The sequence below is a fragment of the Streptomyces liangshanensis genome (genome assembly GCF_011694815.1).
Taxonomy (GTDB): domain Bacteria; phylum Actinomycetota; class Actinomycetes; order Streptomycetales; family Streptomycetaceae; genus Streptomyces; species Streptomyces liangshanensis.
Window position 1 is genome coordinate 5,383,414 of the sequence record NZ_CP050177.1, and the last position, 15,956, is coordinate 5,399,369.

The following is a 15,956-nucleotide window of genomic DNA, read 5'->3' on the forward strand; positions in this document are numbered from 1 at the left end:
CGCGCGGACAGGGCGACCCGGAACGGAACAGAACATGGTGGTTCGCGGTGTGGGCGGGGTCATTCTGTGCTTGCTGGGCGCGCTCTGGATCGCCCAGGGCACGGGCGCGGTGAGCGGCTCGGGGATGTCGGGCAAGAGCCAGTACGCGTTCCTGGGCGCCCTGGTGGTGCTGGCGGGCGCGTACCTCCTCTTCCGCGCCTGGCGCATCCGGGGCCGCGAACGCCCCTGACCCGCACCGCCCGTGCCGCCCGTCCCCGGCCTCGGTGGGCGGCCCCGGCGGTGGACGTCCTACCGGCCGCCCGAGACGCGCAGGACCGTGCCCGTGGTGTACGAGGCGTCGGGGGAGAGGAGCCAGGAGATGGCGGCGGCGATCTCCTGGGGCTCGCCCGGGCGGCCCAGGGGGATGGTGGCGGCGGCCTTGGCGGGGCGGTCGGGGTCGCCCATCGCCGCGTGCATCCCGGTGTTGATGATGCCGGGCGCGACCGCGTTGACGCGGATGCCCTCGGGGCCCAGTTCCCTGGCCAGGCCGAGCGTCAGGGAGTCGGTGGCCGCCTTCGTCGCCGCGTAGTGGACGTACTCGCCGGGACTGCCGAGCCCGGCGGCGGTGGACGAGACGTTGACGATGGCGCCCGAACCGCGCGCCCCCATGTCCCGGGCCGCCCGGCGGCAACAGAGCAGGTAGCCGAGGAGGTTCACCTCCAGCACCCGCCGCAGGTCGGCGGTGCGGGTGTCGGCGAGGCGGCCCAGCGGGCCGGTCACCCCCGCGTTGTTGACCAGGTGGTCCACCGGCCCGAGCCGGTCCGCGGCGACGTCGAACAGCCGCTCCACGTCCGCCTCGTCGGCGGTGTCCACCCGTACGGTGAGGCACCGCGCCCCGGCCGCCCGCACGGCGAGCGCGGTCGACTCGGCGGCGGTGGCGTCGTTGACGTACCCGAGGACCAGGTCGTGCCCGTCGGCGGCCAGCCGGACGCACGTGGCCGCGCCGATTCCCCGGCTGCCCCCGGTGACGATGGTGACCGGACGTGACACGTGATGCCTCCTGTGATCTCCCCATGCCGTCCGCGACCACTGCGGCGTGACCGGCGTGACCGGCGTGACCGGCGGGGCGAGCGGTGCGACGTGATCGCCGCGGACCCAGTCGTACCGCACCGCCCGCGCCCCCGGCCGGCAGGGTCCCGTCTCAGCTCACCGGCTCCTTCTCCCGCGCCGCCACGGCCCCGTCGCTCCCGCCGGCCGCTGTCGGCGCCCGGCCGCCCGGCAGCACCCGGGCCAGCCAGTGCGAACGGCCCGCCGCCAGCGGCCCCAGGACCGCCAGGACCAGCACGTAACCCGCGATGAACGGCGCCAACCGCGCGTCCAGCGCGGCCCCCGCCGCCATCGTCGCCAGGATCAGGGCGAACTCGCCGCGCGCCAGCAGCGTCGTCGAGATGTTCGCCGCCGGCCCCGCGCCGAAGCCGTTGATGCGCGCCGCCACCAGTCCCGCGAGCACGTTCATCACCAGCGTCACCGCCACCGCCGCGAGCACCGGCCACAGCACCGTCGGCAGGTCGCCCGGGTTGATCGACAGGCCGAAGGCGAAGAAGAAGATCGCGCCGAAGGCGTCCCGCAGAGGGTGGACCAGCTTCCTGATCCGCCCGCCGGACGACGTACTGCCCAGCATCAGCCCCACCATGAACGCGCCGATGGCGTCCGCGACCCCGAACCACTCCGAGACCCCCGCCACGAACACGGCCGCGCCCAGGAAGGAGATGACGAGCAGCTCGTCGTCCTTCGTGTCGATGAGCCGGCCGACCACCTTCGTCCCGAACCGCGCCGCCAGCGCGAGCAGCAGCAGGAACCCGAAGGCCTTCCCGCCGTCCAGCAGCGCCGCCCGGAGGCTGTCCGCGCCGGACAGGATCGGCTGGAGTGCCGCGAGGTAGAGCGCGAGGAAGATGTCCTCGACGACGATGATGCCGAGGATCGGCTTCGTCTCGGGATTGCCGATACGGCCCAGGTCCACCAGCACCTTGGTGACGATCGCGGACGACGAGATGCCGAGCACCCCGGCCAGCACGAGCGCCTCGGAGGTGCCCCAGCCCAGCGCGAAGCCGAAGCCGAGCCCCGCGCCGACGTTCAGCGTCAGGTACGCGCCCCCGGCGAGCGCCATCTTGCGGCCGCCCGCCCTGAGGTCGTCCAGGTGGAATTCCAGGCCCAGGTAGAAGAGCAGCAGCACCAGGCCGAGGGCGGACAGCATCTCCAGGTCGTGGGGGTCGGAGACCAGCACGATGCCGGGGGTGTGCGGGCCGAGGAGGATCCCGGCCAGGATGAACAGGGGGATGGTGGGCAGCTCGATACGGCTGCCGAGGCGGGCGAGCAGGGCGGCGGCGAGGAACGCGCCGCCCATGGCGATGAGGGTCTCCGCGTGTCCGATGGGCTTTCCTCCGTCGGCTGGGGCATGGGCAAGGGCAGGAGCGAAGGTCAAGGGAAGGTCAAGTAATCGTCAGTAGTTACTTTACCAAAGAGTTTAACAAGCAACTTTCCCCGCACCCGTCCCAGCCCGGTAGGGCTACCCCCACCCCCGGTCCGCCAGGCACCGCCATGGCCCGCCCCACCCCCGCTCACTAGCGTCGGAACGGCAGGGGTCACGGGCCCGTCGGAGCCGGCCCCGCTACGCGAGAGGGCGGACACCATGGGATTACGACGCACACGCACCCGGCACGACGGCGACGGCGGCGGGGAGCGCGGCATCGCCGTCGAACTCCGCGACGTACGCCGTCAGTACGGACGCGGCCCGGCCGCCGTCCACGCCCTGCGCGGGATCGACCTCGCCCTCCCGCGCGGCAGCTTCACCGCGGTCATGGGCCCCTCGGGCTCCGGCAAGTCCACGTTCCTCCAGTGCGCGGCCGGTCTCGACCACCCGACGACCGGTTCCGTGCGGCTCGGCGGCACGAAGATCACCGGCATGAGCGAGACCCGGCTCACCGAACTGCGCCGCACCCGGCTCGGCTTCGTCTTCCAGGCGTTCAACCTGCTGCCCGCGCTGACCGTCGGCCAGAACATCGAACTGCCCGGGCGCCTCGCGGGCCACCGCCCCGACCGGCGCCGTACCGCCGAGATCCTCGCCCGGCTCGGCCTCGCCGACAAGGCGAGGCGCCGGCCCGCCGAACTGTCCGGCGGCCAGCAACAGCGCGTCGCCATCGCGCGCGCCCTCGTCAACGAGCCCGACGTCGTCTTCGCCGACGAGCCGACGGGCGCCCTCGACACCGCCACGGCCGCCGAGATCCTGTCGCTCCTGCGCACCGCCGTCGACTCCCTCGGCGCGACCGTGGTCATGGTCACCCACGACCCGGCGGCCGCCGCCTACGCGGACCGCGTCCTCTTCCTCGCCGACGGCCTCATCGCGGACAGCCTGCCCCGCGCCGGCGCGGCCCGGATCGCCGCCCGCATGACGTCCCTCACCGCCCCGGCCTTCTCCCGCACGGGGGCCGCGGCCTGAGGCCGCCCGCGCGGCGGAGGGCCGGTACAGTCCGCGCATGCCGCACCTGACCCTGACCCTGGCCGAGGTCGAGGCCCTCGCCCGCGAGGCCCACGCCACCCAGACCGACAAGGCCGGCCGGCCCTACGCGGAACACCTGAGCGCGGTCGCCGCGGGGGTACGGGCCCGGGGCGGGTCCGACGCGCAGATCGCCGCCGCCTGGCTGCACGACGCCGTCGAGGACGACGCCCTGTCCCGCGAGTGGCTCGCCGCCGCCCCGCTCCCGCCCGAGGTCAAGGACATGGTCCTCGCCCTGACGAAGGAGAAGGGCGAGGCCCTCGACGCGTACACCGCCCGGATCCTGGCCACGCCGGGCGCCCTCCTGGTCAAGGAGTCGGACCTCGCGCACAACGCCGACCCGGCCCGGCTCGCCGTACTCGACGAGCCGACCAGGACCCGCCTCGCCGCGAAGTACGCGACGGTACGACGCCTGCTTGGCCTGACCGCGTAGCCGCAGCTGTCCCGGATCCCGGCGTGTCGGCCACAGCGGAGGCACAGCTTCCGGTCCCTGGACCCGATCGGGACGCCGGAAAGGCCGGGCGGCGGACCCACGCCGTAACCGTTACGGAACCGGGCGGGCCGGTCGCGCCCCGGCCATGCGCAAAACGTTTCGTAAAGCTTTCCCGGCCCACCCGGGGCACGGAATGCGGGCACCCCTCCTCCCCCCAACACCCGCCCTCTATGCCCGGATCGACCCGCACAAAAGCGGTCAAGGGGTCACCTCTGCTCACCCTTGCCGCACCGACTCTGACACCAAGTCAATCGACGCGTCCCCGCCCCCGCAGGCCGTCCGCAGGTGACAGGGAAATGAGCCGCGGATTAATTCTGCGAGGGGCCGGGTGTCGGACCGAATTCGCACGGGTATTCATCTCCCGCCGGGCGCGGCGGAGTTGACCGCAACCCGGCGCGCCGGACGCGCGATTGGCGAGAACTTGACGTCGATGTTTCGTCACGGAGCAACATCAACAAGGGTGTTGATGGCACGATGGTCGGAGCGAGGTGTGCGACGTCGTGCGCTTCTGCGGCTGAGCGAGGCGGACCGACGGAGGGTGTGATCAGTTGTGGCCATTTCACTGTCTGTGGTGGTGCTGTTGGCGATCATCCTCGTGGTGCTGATCCGAGGCGGCTCCCTCAAGGGCGGCCCGGCGGTGGTCGCCGTGCTGTTCGGCTTCTTCCTCGCGTCCACGAACATGGCGCCGGCGGTGAACCGGACGCTCAACTCGATAGCGGACACGATCAGCAACATCACGTTCTAACGGCAACATCACGTTCTGACCGGCGGCCCCGCGCCTCGACGCCGACCCGGCGCGGAACCGGGCGGCGGAACGCGAACGGCCCGGCCGGTGGCTTGCGCACACGGGCCGGGCCGAAGCTGTGGAGCGGGCGACGGGAATCGAACCCGCGTAGCTAGTTTGGAAGACTAGGGCTCTACCATTGAGCTACGCCCGCACAACGCGCGCCGCCGGTCGGACGACCGCGGCACGAACAGCATCGTAGCGGGTCACCGCCGTTCCCCGCACATCACTTGGCGCCGGTGCGGCGCGGACGGCGTACTCAGTGCCCTCGGGCATGTACCCTACGTGTCGCACCAACGGGGTGTGGCGCAGCTTGGTAGCGCGTCCGCTTTGGGAGCGGAAGGTCGTCGGTTCGAATCCGGCCACCCCGACCAGTAGCCCGACCGCACGACAAGATCACGTTGTGGGGCTCTTCCCGCTTGCGGTTACTATGCAAGCTGCGTGCCTGTGTGTCTGAAGAGTCTTCTGAAGGATCTGACGAAGCCGGGCCGAATCCGCTGTGGCCGCCGCGAGTGCGGCGGAGACAGCAGAACCCCAGAATTCAGCCACCAAGGAGACCGAACCGTGAAGAGCGCCGTGGAGACCCTGAACCCGACTCGGGTTCGGCTCACAGTCGAGGTGCCCTTCGAGGAGCTCAAGGACAGCCTCGACGCGGCGTACAAGAAGATCAACCAGCAGGTCACGGTGAAGGGCTTCCGCAAGGGCAAGATCCCGGCCCGGGTCATCGACCAGCGGTTCGGCCGTGGTGCTGTGCTGGAGGAGGCCGTCAACGACGCCCTCCCGAAGTTCTACACCGAGGCTGTCAACGAAGGTGAGCTCAACGTCCTCGGCCAGCCCGAGGTCGACATCAAGGAGCTCAAGGACGGCGAGCTGCTGTCCTTCACCGCCGAGGTGGACATCCGCCCCGAGATCGAGATCCCGGACTACTCCGGCATCGAGGTCACCGTGGACGCGGTCGAGGTCACCGACGAGGACGTCGACAAGTCGGTCGAGCAGCTGCGCGACCGCTTCGCGACGACCAACGTCGTCGAGCGCGCCGCCGCCGCCGGCGACGTCGTGTCGATCGACCTGGAGGCCAAGGTCGACGGCGAGGTCCTGCCGGACGGCGTGGCCAACGACGTGTCGTACACCATCGGTTCCGGCGAGCTGCTCGACGGCATCGACGAGGCCGTCATCGGCCTGGAGGCCGGTGGCGAGGCCACCTTCACCTCCGAGCTCAAGGGCGGCGCCGCCGAGGGCAAGCCCGCCGAGGTCACCGTCAAGGTGCTCACGGTCTCGGCCCGCGAACTCCCCGAGCTGGACGACGACTTCGCCCAGACGGCGAGCGAGTTCGACACCCTCGACGAGCTCAAGGCCGACAGCCGCAAGCGGCTGGAGAACATGAAGCAGTACGACCAGGCCACCCAGGCCCAGGAGCGCGTCCTCGAAGAGCTGCTCAAGCTCGCCGAGGTGCCGATCCCGGAGAAGCTGCTCGCGGACGAGATCAACACCCGCAAGCACAACCTGGAGCACCACCAGCTCGGTCAGATGGGCCTCGACCTCGCGAAGTACCTGGAGATCCAGGGCAAGACCGAGGAGGAGTTCGAGGAGGAGACCAAGGACCAGGCGGTCAAGGGCATCAAGACCCAGTTCATCCTCGACGAGCTGGTGAACAAGGAGAAGCTGAACGTCAGCCAGGAGGAGCTCACCGAGCACCTCATGCGCCGCGCGCAGTCCTCCGGCATGTCCCCGGACCAGTTCGCCCAGGCGGTCGTCGAAGGCGGCCAGGTCCCGATGCTCGTGGGCGAGGTCGCCCGCGGCAAGGCGCTCGCTGTGGTCGTCGAGTCCGCCAAGGTCGTCGACACCAACGGTGAGACGGTCGACCTGGAGGACGACGAAGACGAGGCTGCCGAGGCCGCCGAGGGCGCCGAGACCGTCGAGGCCGCCACCCCGGCCGACGACGCCTCCGCCGCCGACGGCGAGCAGGGCGACGAGGCCAAGGCGGGCAAGACCGACGCCTGATCCACCGCGTCACCGCACCTGAGGACGGGCCCCGGACGCGACACGCGCCCGGGGCCCGCCCCCTTCCGCCCCGGCGGACACCCGTCACCCCGTCCCGGAGCCCCGCTGACGGCCTCCGGAGGACCCCGGGGCCCCGCATCGGGGCGGCGCGTCCCGCGGGCCCGCCCAGGGCCGCTGGGAGCCCCAACTGCCTTGCGCTCCCAGCGAACAGTCACGGAAGCGGGATGGCCCTCGCCGACCAGCGCGTTAGGGTCCATGAATACGAGGGCAGGGGAGTCCCCCGACCCCTCGGAACGAAGACGCTGAGACGGCCGCAGCCGTCAGAGACGAGCAGGTGGATACGTGACGAATCTGATGCCTTACGCCGCCGGTGAGCCGTCCCTCGGTGGTGGCCTCGGCGACCAGGTCTACAGCCGACTGCTCGGAGAGCGGATCATCTTCCTCGGCCAGCAGGTCGACGACGACATCGCCAACAAGATCACGGCGCAGCTCCTCCTCCTGGCGGCCGAGCCCGAGAAGGACATCTACCTCTACATCAACAGCCCCGGTGGATCCGTGACGGCCGGCATGGCCGTCTACGACACCATGCAGTACATCCCCAACGACGTGGTGACCATCGGCATGGGCATGGCGGCCTCCATGGGCCAGTTCCTGCTGACCGGCGGCACGGCCGGCAAGCGCTTCGCGCTGCCCAACACGGACATCCTCATGCACCAGGGTTCCGCGGGCCTCGGGGGCACCGCCTCCGACATCAAGATCCAGGCCCAGCAGCTCCTCCGTACGAAGAAGCGCATGGCCGAGATCACGGCCCGCCACACCGGCCAGACCGAAGAGACGATCATCCGCGACGGTGACCGCGACCGCTGGTTCACCGCCGAGGAAGCCGTTGCCTACGGCATCATCGACGAGATCATCTCCGTTGCCTCGGGTGTTCCGGGCGGCGGCGGCACCGGGGCCTGAGCACCACCGCCCCGATTCGGCCGACCGACCAGCCCCCGCAGCCCCGCCCAGCGAATGCCATCAGGATGGTGAACACCCACATGAACAACAATCCCGCGAGCTACACCGCGTCCGGCCTGTACACCGGCCCGCAGGTGGACAACCGCTACGTCATCCCGCGCTTCGTGGAGCGCACCTCGCAGGGCGTGCGCGAGTACGACCCGTACGCGAAGCTCTTCGAGGAGCGCGTGATCTTCCTCGGCGTGCAGATCGACGACGCGTCCGCCAACGACGTCATGGCGCAGCTCCTGTGCCTGGAGTCGATGGACCCGGACCGGGACATCTCGATCTACATCAACAGCCCCGGCGGCTCGATGACGGCCCTCACGGCCATCTACGACACGATGCAGTTCGTGAAGCCGGACATCCAGACCGTGTGCATGGGACAGGCCGCCTCGGCCGCCGCCGTGCTGCTCGCCGCCGGCACCCCCGGCAAGCGACTGGCCCTCCCGAACGCGCGCGTGCTGATCCACCAGCCCTCCAGCCAGACCGGCCGCGAGCAGCTCTCCGACCTGGAGATCGCGGCCAACGAGATCCTCCGGATGCGCGCGCAGCTGGAAGACATGCTGGCCAAGCACTCGACGACGCCGATCGAGAAGGTCCGCGACGACATCGAGCGCGACAAGATCCTCACCGCCGAGGACGCGCTCGCGTACGGTCTGGTCGACCAGATCGTGTCGACCCGCAAGACGACGGCCGCTGCCGCGGCCGCCTGAGGCACCCGGCGCCCTCGGCGCGGGTCGCACAGGTCATGATCGGACGTCGCGGACGGTACGGCGGAGTCCCACGACCATGTGAACCGCGCCAAGGGGGGCCCGAACGGGGGCCCGGGCAAGGTACCGTCGGATATGAGGCACAGGAGCCGCTGAACCAAGCTGCTCCCAGGCGAAGGGGAAGCACCTCGTGGCACGCATCGGTGATGGCGGCGACCTGCTCAAGTGCTCGTTCTGCGGGAAGAGCCAGAAGCAGGTGAAGAAGCTCATCGCAGGTCCCGGTGTCTACATCTGCGACGAGTGCATCGACCTCTGCAACGAGATCATCGAGGAGGAGCTCGCGGAGACCTCCGAGGTGCGGTGGGAGGAACTGCCCAAGCCGCGGGAGATCTACGAGTTCCTCGAGGGGTACGTCGTCGGGCAGGAGCCCGCGAAGAAGGCCCTCTCGGTGGCGGTCTACAACCACTACAAGCGCGTCCAGGCCGGCGAGAACGGCGGCGGGGCGGGCCGTGACGACGCGATCGAGCTCGCCAAGTCCAACATCCTGCTGCTGGGCCCCACGGGCTCCGGCAAGACGCTGCTCGCCCAGACCCTGGCGCGCATGCTGAACGTCCCGTTCGCCATCGCCGACGCGACGGCGCTGACGGAGGCCGGCTATGTCGGCGAGGACGTCGAGAACATCCTGCTGAAGCTGATCCAGGCGGCCGACTACGACGTCAAGAAGGCCGAGACCGGGATCATCTACATCGACGAGATCGACAAGGTCGCCCGCAAGAGCGAGAACCCGTCGATCACGCGCGACGTCTCCGGCGAGGGCGTCCAGCAGGCCCTGCTGAAGATCCTGGAGGGCACCACGGCCTCGGTCCCGCCGCAGGGCGGCCGTAAGCACCCTCACCAGGAATTCATCCAGATCGACACGACGAACGTGCTGTTCATCGTGGGCGGCGCGTTCTCCGGCCTGGAGCGGATCATCGAGTCGCGGGCCGGCGCCAAGGGCATCGGCTTCGGTGCCACGATCCGCTCGAAGCGCGAGATCGAGGCGAGCGACCAGTTCCAGGAGGTCATGCCGGAGGACCTGGTGAAGTTCGGGATGATCCCCGAGTTCATCGGCCGCCTGCCGGTCCTGACCTCGGTGCACAACCTGGACCGCGAGGCCCTCCTCCAGATCCTCGTCGAGCCGCGCAACGCGCTGGTGAAGCAGTACCAGCGCCTCTTCGAACTCGACGGCGTGGAGCTGGACTTCGACCGCCCGTCGCTGGAGGCGATCGCCGACCAGGCGATCCTGCGCGGCACGGGCGCCCGCGGGTTGCGCGCCATCATGGAAGAGGTCCTCCAGTCGGTCATGTACGACGTCCCGTCCCGCAAGGACGTGGCGCGCGTGGTCATCACGGAGGACGTGGTCCTCTCGCACGTGAACCCGACGCTGGTCCCGCGGGAGCCGCGCATCGTCAAGAACGACGGCCGCCACGAGAAGTCCGCGTAACGGCCGACGCGCAGGAGCCGCCACCGGATACACGACAGGGGCGCCCGACCGGTTCACACCGGATCGGGCGCCCCTGCGTCGTGCGGGCGGGCGCGCGGGGGTCAGGACTTGACGCGCACGTCCTTGCGGAGCTTCGCCGCGATGTCGGCGGCGTTCTCCAGCGGTCCGCTCTTGCCGGTCATCGCGTTCGCCACCTCGACATAGGTGACGGAGGCGACGGTGCTGTGGTCGCCCCAGATGCACATCGGGAAGGCGATCTCCGCGGGCCCGCCGGCGGTCGCGCCGGAGTCATTGGTCTTGACCTTGATCTCCTGGCACTTCATGACCGCGCCGTCGAGCCCGGCCGGCGTGTACGCCTTGGGGCTGCCGACGAGGGTGCCGACGGACTGGCTGTCCGCGTCCTTCTCGGACTGCGTCTTGAGGTACGCGAACATCGCGTCGACGGTCTTCTCCGGGTCCGCGATCTCGCCGTACACGCCGCTGAACGTCAGGACCTTCCCGGCCAACGGGTTCGCCTCGTCACCGGACTTGTAGCTGGCGCCCACGTCCTTGGCGTTCTTCACGCCCCACTGCTCGGCGTCCTTGAGATCGCTCTCGGTCATGCCGGTCTCGGCGCTCTGCGCCTTGTCCTTCTTGTACGTCCCGTTGATCACGGTCTCGGGGGCGGTGAGCTTGTGCGCCCCGTCGTCCGCGACGGAGGCGCCGCCACCGCCGCTGCCCTGCGTCACGAAGTACGCGCCGCCGGCTATCACCGCGAGAGCCACCACGACGACGCCGATGATCAGCCCCGTCTTCTTCTTCGGCGCGGGACCCGGCGGGGGCGGGAACGGCCCGCCGCCGTACGGGGGCTGCTGCGGCGGCTGCCCGTACGGCCCCGGCTGCTGGCCCGGCTGCCCGTAGGGTCCGGCAGGCTGCGGGGGCTGTCCGTACGGTCCGGGCTGCTGGCCCGGCTGCTGCGGGTAGCCGTACCCCGGCTGGGGCGGCTGGCCCTGCGGAGGGTAACCGTAGCCGGGCTGCGGCGGACCCTGCGGCGGCTGCTGGCCGTAGGGACCCGGCTGACCGTACGGCCCTGGCTGCTGAGGCTGCTGCCCACCGTACGGGCCCGGCTGGTTGCTGCTCATGTGATCTGTCCCCTCCAGATGCTTTATGCGTTACGAACATCCTGACGGAAGGGTCACCCGCGGGGATCACCGGGGACGGCACCGTTACGGAACATCTCGTTTCAGGACAGGCCTGTGACACCTCTAAACTGGGCCCGTGACCGAGAACGCTCAGCACCCGCAGCCAGCCAGCACCCCCGAACTGCCGACCCAGTACGCGCCGGCCGAGGTGGAGGGGAAACTGTACGAGCGCTGGGTAGAACGCGGTTACTTCGAAGCGGACGCGAAGAGCGAGAAGCCCCCGTACACGATCGTCATCCCGCCGCCGAACGTCACGGGCACGCTCCACCTCGGCCACGCCTTCCAGCACACGCTGATGGACGCTCTCACCCGCCGCAAGCGGATGCAGGGTTACGAGTCGCTGTGGCTGCCGGGCATGGACCACGCCGGGATCGCCACCCAGAACAAGGTGGAGCAGCAGCTCGCCGAGGAGGGCAAGTCCCGGCAGGACATCGGCCGTGAGGCGTTCACCGAGCGCGTCTGGCAGTGGAAGGAGGAGTACGGCGGCCGGATCCTCGGCCAGATGCGCCGGCTCGGCGACGGGGTCGACTGGTCCCGCGAGCGCTTCACCATGGACGAGGGGCTGTCCCGGTCCGTCCAGACGATCTTCAAGAAGCTGTACGACGACGAGCTGATCTACCGCGCCGAGCGCATCATCAACTGGTGCCCGCGCTGCCTGACGGCGATCTCCGACATCGAGGTCGACTACCAGGAGGACGACGGCGAGCTCGTCTCCATCAAGTACGGCGAGGGCGACGAGACGCTGGTCGTCGCGACGACCCGGGTCGAGACGATGCTCGGCGACACCGCCGTCGCCGTCCACCCCGACGACGCGCGGTACGCGCACCTCATCGGCAAGCGGATCAAGCTGCCCCTCACCGACCGTACGATCCCGGTCGTCGCCGACACCCACGTCGACCCCGAGTTCGGCACCGGCGCGGTCAAGGTGACCCCGGCGCACGACCCGAACGACTTCGCGATCGGCCAGCGGCACGGCCTGGAGTCGCTGACGATCATGGACGAGCGGGCCGTCATCACCGTGCCGGGCCCCTTCGCGGGGCTCGACCGCTTCGAGGCGCGCTCCGCCATCGTCGAGGCGCTGCGCCAGCAGGGCCGGATCGTCGCCGAGAAGCGCCCGTACGTCCACTCCGTCGGCCACTGCTCGCGGTGCCGGACCACCATCGAGCCGCGGCTGTCCCTCCAGTGGTGGGTCAAGGTCGCCCCGCTCGCCCAGGCCGCGGGCGACGCGGTCCGCGACGGCCGGGTCGCGATCCACCCCCAGGACATGTCGAAGCGCTACTTCGACTGGGTCGACAACATGCACGACTGGTGCATCTCGCGCCAGCTGTGGTGGGGGCACCGGATCCCGGTCTGGTACGGCCCGAACGGCGAGACGGTCTGCGTCGGCCCCGATGACGAGGCGCCGACGGGCGAGGGCTGGACGCAGGACGCCGACGTCCTGGACACGTGGTTCTCGTCGGCGCTGTGGCCGTTCTCGACCCTCGGCTGGCCCGAACGGACCCCGGATCTCGAGAAGTTCTATCCCACGGACGTCCTCCTCACCGGCCACGACATCATCTTCTTCTGGGTCGCCCGGATGATGATGTTCGGCCTCTACGCGATGGACGGCCAAGCGCCCTTCCACACCATCGCGTTGACCGGTCTGGTCCGTGACGAGTTCGGCAAGAAGATGTCGAAGTCCAACCCGAACGCCGTGGATCCGCTGGACTGGATGAACGCGTACGGCTCCGACGCCGTCCGCTTCACCCTCGCGCGCGGCGCCAACCCCGGCGCGGACGTCCCGATCGGCGAGGACTGGGTCCAGGCGTCCCGTAACTTCGCCAACAAGATCTGGAACGCGACCCGGTTCGCGATGATGAACGGCGCCACGGTCGACGGACCGCTCCCCGAGGCGGCGCGCCTGTCGGCCACCGACCGCTGGATCCTCTCCCGTCTCAACGAGACCGTCGCGCAGGTCGACGCGTACTACGACGACTACCAGTTCGCCAAACTCAGCGACGCGCTCTACCACTTCGCCTGGGACGAGGTCTTCGACTGGTACGTCGAGCTCTCCAAGACCACCTTCTTCGAGGGCGGCGAGCAGGCCAAGGTCTCCGGGCGCGTCCTCGGCGAGGTGCTCGACGTGACCCTGCGCCTCCTCCACCCCGTCGTCCCCTTCGTCACCGAGACGCTGTGGACGACCCTCACCGGCAAGGAGTCGGTGGTCATCGCCGACTGGCCGGCCGACAGCGGGTTCCGCGACCCGGCCGCCGAGCGGGAGATCGAGCACCTCCAGCAGGTGATCACCGAGGTCCGCCGCTTCCGCGCCGACCAGGGTCTCCAGCCCGGCCAGAAGGTCCCGGCCCGGCTCGACCTGTCCGGTACGCCGCTGGCCGCGCACGAGGCGGCCATCCGGCAGCTGCTGCGGCTCCAGCCGGAGGGCGACGGGTTCCACGCGACCGCCACCCTGCCGGTCGCGGGCGCGACCGTGGCGCTCGACCTGTCCGGGACGATCGACGTCGAGGCCGAGCGCAAGCGGCTGACGAAGGACCTGGGCGCGGCCGAGAAGGAGAAGGCGCAGGCGACGGCGAAGCTCGGCAACGAGGCGTTCCTCGCCAAGGCGCCGGACAACGTCGTGGACAAGATCCGTACGCGCCTGGCCAAGGCCGAGGCGGACATCGCGCGGATCACCGCGCAGATCGCGGGCCTGCCGCAGGGCTGACCGCACCGCGTGCGACACCCTCCACCGCGCGCCGGCCGGGTCGAAATCGGCCCGTCCGGCGAGCGGGGACGGCGCTCTCCGTAGACTGGACCCGTGAGTGAGCAGCGTCCTTCCGACCAGCCCGGTGAGTACGACGACTTTGACGAGATCGTCGCGGCCGAGACCGACCGAGACCCCGACCTCGCCGTGATCGAGGCGGGCAGCCGCACCCTGCGCGCCCAGGCCGGGCCGCAGCGGGGTGACGAGGTGCCGTCCCGTCCCGAGGACCCCGAGGTGGACAAGGCGCTGCGCGCCGTCGAGCAGGAGCTCGGCGGGCGCTGGGGGGAGACGAAGCTCGACCCCTCGCTGGGGCGGATCGAGGCCCTGATGGACGTGCTGGGCGACCCCCAGCGCGCGTACCCGACGATCCACATCACCGGGACCAACGGCAAGACGTCCACGGCCCGCATGATCGAGGCGCTGCTGAGCGCGTTCGAGCTGCGGACCGGGCGGTACACGAGCCCGCACGTCCAGTCGGTCACCGAGCGGATCAGCCTGGACGGCGCCCCGATCCCCGCCGAGCGCTTCGTCGAGACGTACGACGACATCAAGGCGTTCGTCGAGATGGTCGACGCGGCGCAGGAGCACCGGCTGTCGTTCTTCGAGGTGCTCACGGGCATGGCGTACGCGGCGTTCGCGGACGCGCCGGTGGACGTGGCGGTCATCGAGGTCGGGATGGGCGGCAGCTGGGACGCGACGAACGTCATCGACGCGTCGGTCGCGGTGGTCACCCCCATCGACCTGGACCACACGGACCGGCTCGGGTCGACGCCCGGCGAGATCGCCGTGGAGAAGTCCGGGATCATCAAGGCGGGCGCGACGGTCGTCCTGGCGCAGCAGCCGGTGGACGCGGCGCAGGTGATGCTGAAGAAGGCCGTCGAGGTCGACGCGACGGTGGCCCGGGAGGGCCTGGAGTTCGGGATCGTCGCCCGGGAGATCGCGGTCGGCGGGCAGCTGCTGACGCTGCGCGGCCTCGGCGGTGAGTACGAGCAGGTGTTCCTCCCGCTGTACGGCGCGCACCAGGCGCACAACGCGGCGGTGGCGCTGGCGGCGGTGGAGGCGTTCTTCGGGGTCGGCGCGGAGCACGCGCGCCCGCTGGACATGGACACGGTCCGCAAGGCGTTCGCGTCGGTGTCCTCGCCGGGCCGCCTGGAGGTGATGCGGCGTTCGCCCACGGTGGTGCTGGACGCGGCGCACAACCCGGCGGGCGCGCGGGCGGCGGCCGAGGGCATCACCGAGTCGTTCGGGTTCAGCCGGCTGATCGGGGTGATCGGGTCGAGCGAGGGCAAGGACGTGCGCGGGGTGCTGGAGGCGCTGGAGCCGATCTGTACGGAGCTGGTGGTCACGCAGAACTCCAGCCACCGCGCGATGGACGTGGACGAGCTGGCCGCGGTGGCCGTCGAGGTGTTCGGCGACGAGCGGGTGGTGGTCGAGGCGCGGCTGGACGACGCGCTGGAGGCGGCGATCACGCTCGCCGAGGACGACGCGGAGTTCGCCGGGGCCGGTGTTCTGGTGACGGGTTCCGTCATCACGGTGGGCGAGGCCCGGCTGCTTCTGGGAAGGCGCTGAATTCGATGCGTACGCTGTGTGCGTCCACTCTGATCGCCGAATTCTTCGTCATCGGATTCGCCGGACTGGTCGCGATGAAGTCGGGCGATCTGTCGACGGGAACGGTCTGGGCGGTGTGCGGGGCCGCGATGCTCCTGTCCGTTCTGCTCTGCGGGCTGATCACCCGTCCGGGCGGGGTGGCGCTCGGCTGGGCGTTCCACGTCGCGCTGATCGCGGGCGGCCTGGTCGTACCGGCGATGTTCGTCCTCGGCCCGGTCTTCACCGCCCTGTGGTGGGCGTCGGTCCATTACGGCCGGGTCATCGACGAGACGAAGGCCCGCTGGGCCGCCCAGGCGGCGCAGGGCGCGGAAGCGCCCTAGCTCAGGCCTGATCGGTGAGCCGAGGTCCGGGTGCCGCGGGCTCGGTGGCGAGCGGTAACCTCGCACCACCGCTCGTATATATGCCTGCAAGGAGCCGCACAC

The 15,956-nt window shown here is 70.4% G+C and carries 14 protein-coding genes and 2 tRNA genes; 12 read left to right on the forward strand and 4 right to left on the reverse strand.

What is annotated here, in order from left to right; genetic code table 11:
- Positions 1-34 precede the first annotated feature (34 nt).
- On the forward strand, positions 35-229 hold the full coding sequence (locus HA039_RS23325) for a hypothetical protein (RefSeq protein WP_167033065.1): 195 nt from the start codon (positions 35-37) through the stop codon (positions 227-229).
- A gap of 59 nt (positions 230-288) precedes the next feature.
- On the opposite strand, the gene HA039_RS23330 is transcribed toward HA039_RS23325, so the two are convergent.
- Entirely contained in the window at positions 289-1,029 is a 741-nt protein-coding gene (locus HA039_RS23330; protein ID WP_167033067.1) for an SDR family NAD(P)-dependent oxidoreductase, read from the reverse strand.
- A gap of 151 nt (positions 1,030-1,180) precedes the next feature.
- Positions 1,181-2,383: a cation:proton antiporter gene (locus tag HA039_RS23335; protein WP_167033070.1), complete on the reverse strand. Its 1,203-nt coding sequence runs from the start codon at positions 2,381-2,383 to the stop codon at positions 1,181-1,183.
- 285 nt (positions 2,384-2,668) lie between these two features.
- Here HA039_RS23335 and HA039_RS23340 point away from each other — a divergent pair, with 285 nt between their 5' ends.
- From HA039_RS23340 to HA039_RS23350, 3 genes are all read left to right on the forward strand, one after another.
- A complete protein-coding gene (locus HA039_RS23340; RefSeq protein WP_167033072.1) occupies positions 2,669-3,475 on the forward strand; it encodes an ABC transporter ATP-binding protein in 807 nt (268 codons plus the stop codon).
- 37 nt (positions 3,476-3,512) lie between these two features.
- Positions 3,513-3,965, forward strand: coding sequence for an HD domain-containing protein (locus tag HA039_RS23345; protein WP_167033074.1), 453 nt, complete (start codon positions 3,513-3,515; stop codon positions 3,963-3,965).
- Positions 3,966-4,575: 610 nt separating this feature from the next.
- The gene (locus tag HA039_RS23350; protein WP_161311462.1) at positions 4,576-4,770 is read left to right on the forward strand and encodes a hypothetical protein; all 195 of its coding nucleotides are present in this window, start codon (positions 4,576-4,578) and stop codon (positions 4,768-4,770) included.
- A gap of 119 nt (positions 4,771-4,889) precedes the next feature.
- On the opposite strand, the gene HA039_RS23355 is transcribed toward HA039_RS23350, so the two are convergent.
- Positions 4,890-4,963, reverse strand: a tRNA-Gly gene (locus HA039_RS23355).
- 143 nt (positions 4,964-5,106) lie between these two features.
- Between HA039_RS23355 and HA039_RS23360 the strand changes: the two genes are divergently transcribed.
- The 5 genes from HA039_RS23360 to clpX all read left to right on the forward strand — a co-directional run bounded on the left by HA039_RS23360 (position 5,107) and on the right by clpX (position 10,005).
- Positions 5,107-5,183: transfer RNA gene (locus HA039_RS23360), tRNA-Pro, on the forward strand.
- A 190-nt stretch (positions 5,184-5,373) separates the two neighbouring features.
- Positions 5,374-6,810: a trigger factor gene (gene tig / locus HA039_RS23365; RefSeq protein ID WP_167033076.1), complete on the forward strand. Its 1,437-nt coding sequence runs from the start codon at positions 5,374-5,376 to the stop codon at positions 6,808-6,810.
- A gap of 354 nt (positions 6,811-7,164) precedes the next feature.
- Positions 7,165-7,770 carry an ATP-dependent Clp protease proteolytic subunit gene (locus tag HA039_RS23370; protein ID WP_167037468.1) on the forward strand — a complete coding sequence of 202 codons (606 nt, stop codon included), beginning with the start codon at positions 7,165-7,167 and terminating at the stop codon, positions 7,768-7,770.
- Positions 7,771-7,835: 65 nt separating this feature from the next.
- Positions 7,836-8,525, forward strand: coding sequence for an ATP-dependent Clp protease proteolytic subunit (locus tag HA039_RS23375; RefSeq protein WP_167033078.1), 690 nt, complete (start codon positions 7,836-7,838; stop codon positions 8,523-8,525).
- A 187-nt stretch (positions 8,526-8,712) separates the two neighbouring features.
- Entirely contained in the window at positions 8,713-10,005 is a 1,293-nt protein-coding gene (clpX, locus tag HA039_RS23380) for an ATP-dependent Clp protease ATP-binding subunit ClpX (RefSeq protein WP_161311458.1), read from the forward strand.
- Positions 10,006-10,106: 101 nt separating this feature from the next.
- On the opposite strand, the gene HA039_RS23385 is transcribed toward clpX, so the two are convergent.
- Positions 10,107-11,126, reverse strand: coding sequence for a hypothetical protein (locus HA039_RS23385; RefSeq protein ID WP_167033080.1), 1,020 nt, complete (start codon positions 11,124-11,126; stop codon positions 10,107-10,109).
- Between the two features lie 136 nt (positions 11,127-11,262).
- On the opposite strand from HA039_RS23385, the gene HA039_RS23390 reads away from it, so the two are divergent.
- The 3 genes from HA039_RS23390 (at position 11,263) to HA039_RS23400 (ending at position 15,854) form a co-directional block, all read left to right on the forward strand.
- A complete protein-coding gene (locus tag HA039_RS23390) occupies positions 11,263-13,887 on the forward strand; it encodes a valine--tRNA ligase (protein ID WP_167033082.1) in 2,625 nt (874 codons plus the stop codon).
- A 93-nt stretch (positions 13,888-13,980) separates the two neighbouring features.
- On the forward strand, positions 13,981-15,495 hold the full coding sequence (gene folC, locus HA039_RS23395) for a bifunctional tetrahydrofolate synthase/dihydrofolate synthase (protein ID WP_167033084.1): 1,515 nt from the start codon (positions 13,981-13,983) through the stop codon (positions 15,493-15,495).
- Between the two features lie 5 nt (positions 15,496-15,500).
- Positions 15,501-15,854 carry a DUF4233 domain-containing protein gene (locus HA039_RS23400; protein WP_167033086.1) on the forward strand — a complete coding sequence of 118 codons (354 nt, stop codon included), beginning with the start codon at positions 15,501-15,503 and terminating at the stop codon, positions 15,852-15,854.
- The last annotated feature ends 102 nt before the right edge of the window (positions 15,855-15,956 follow it).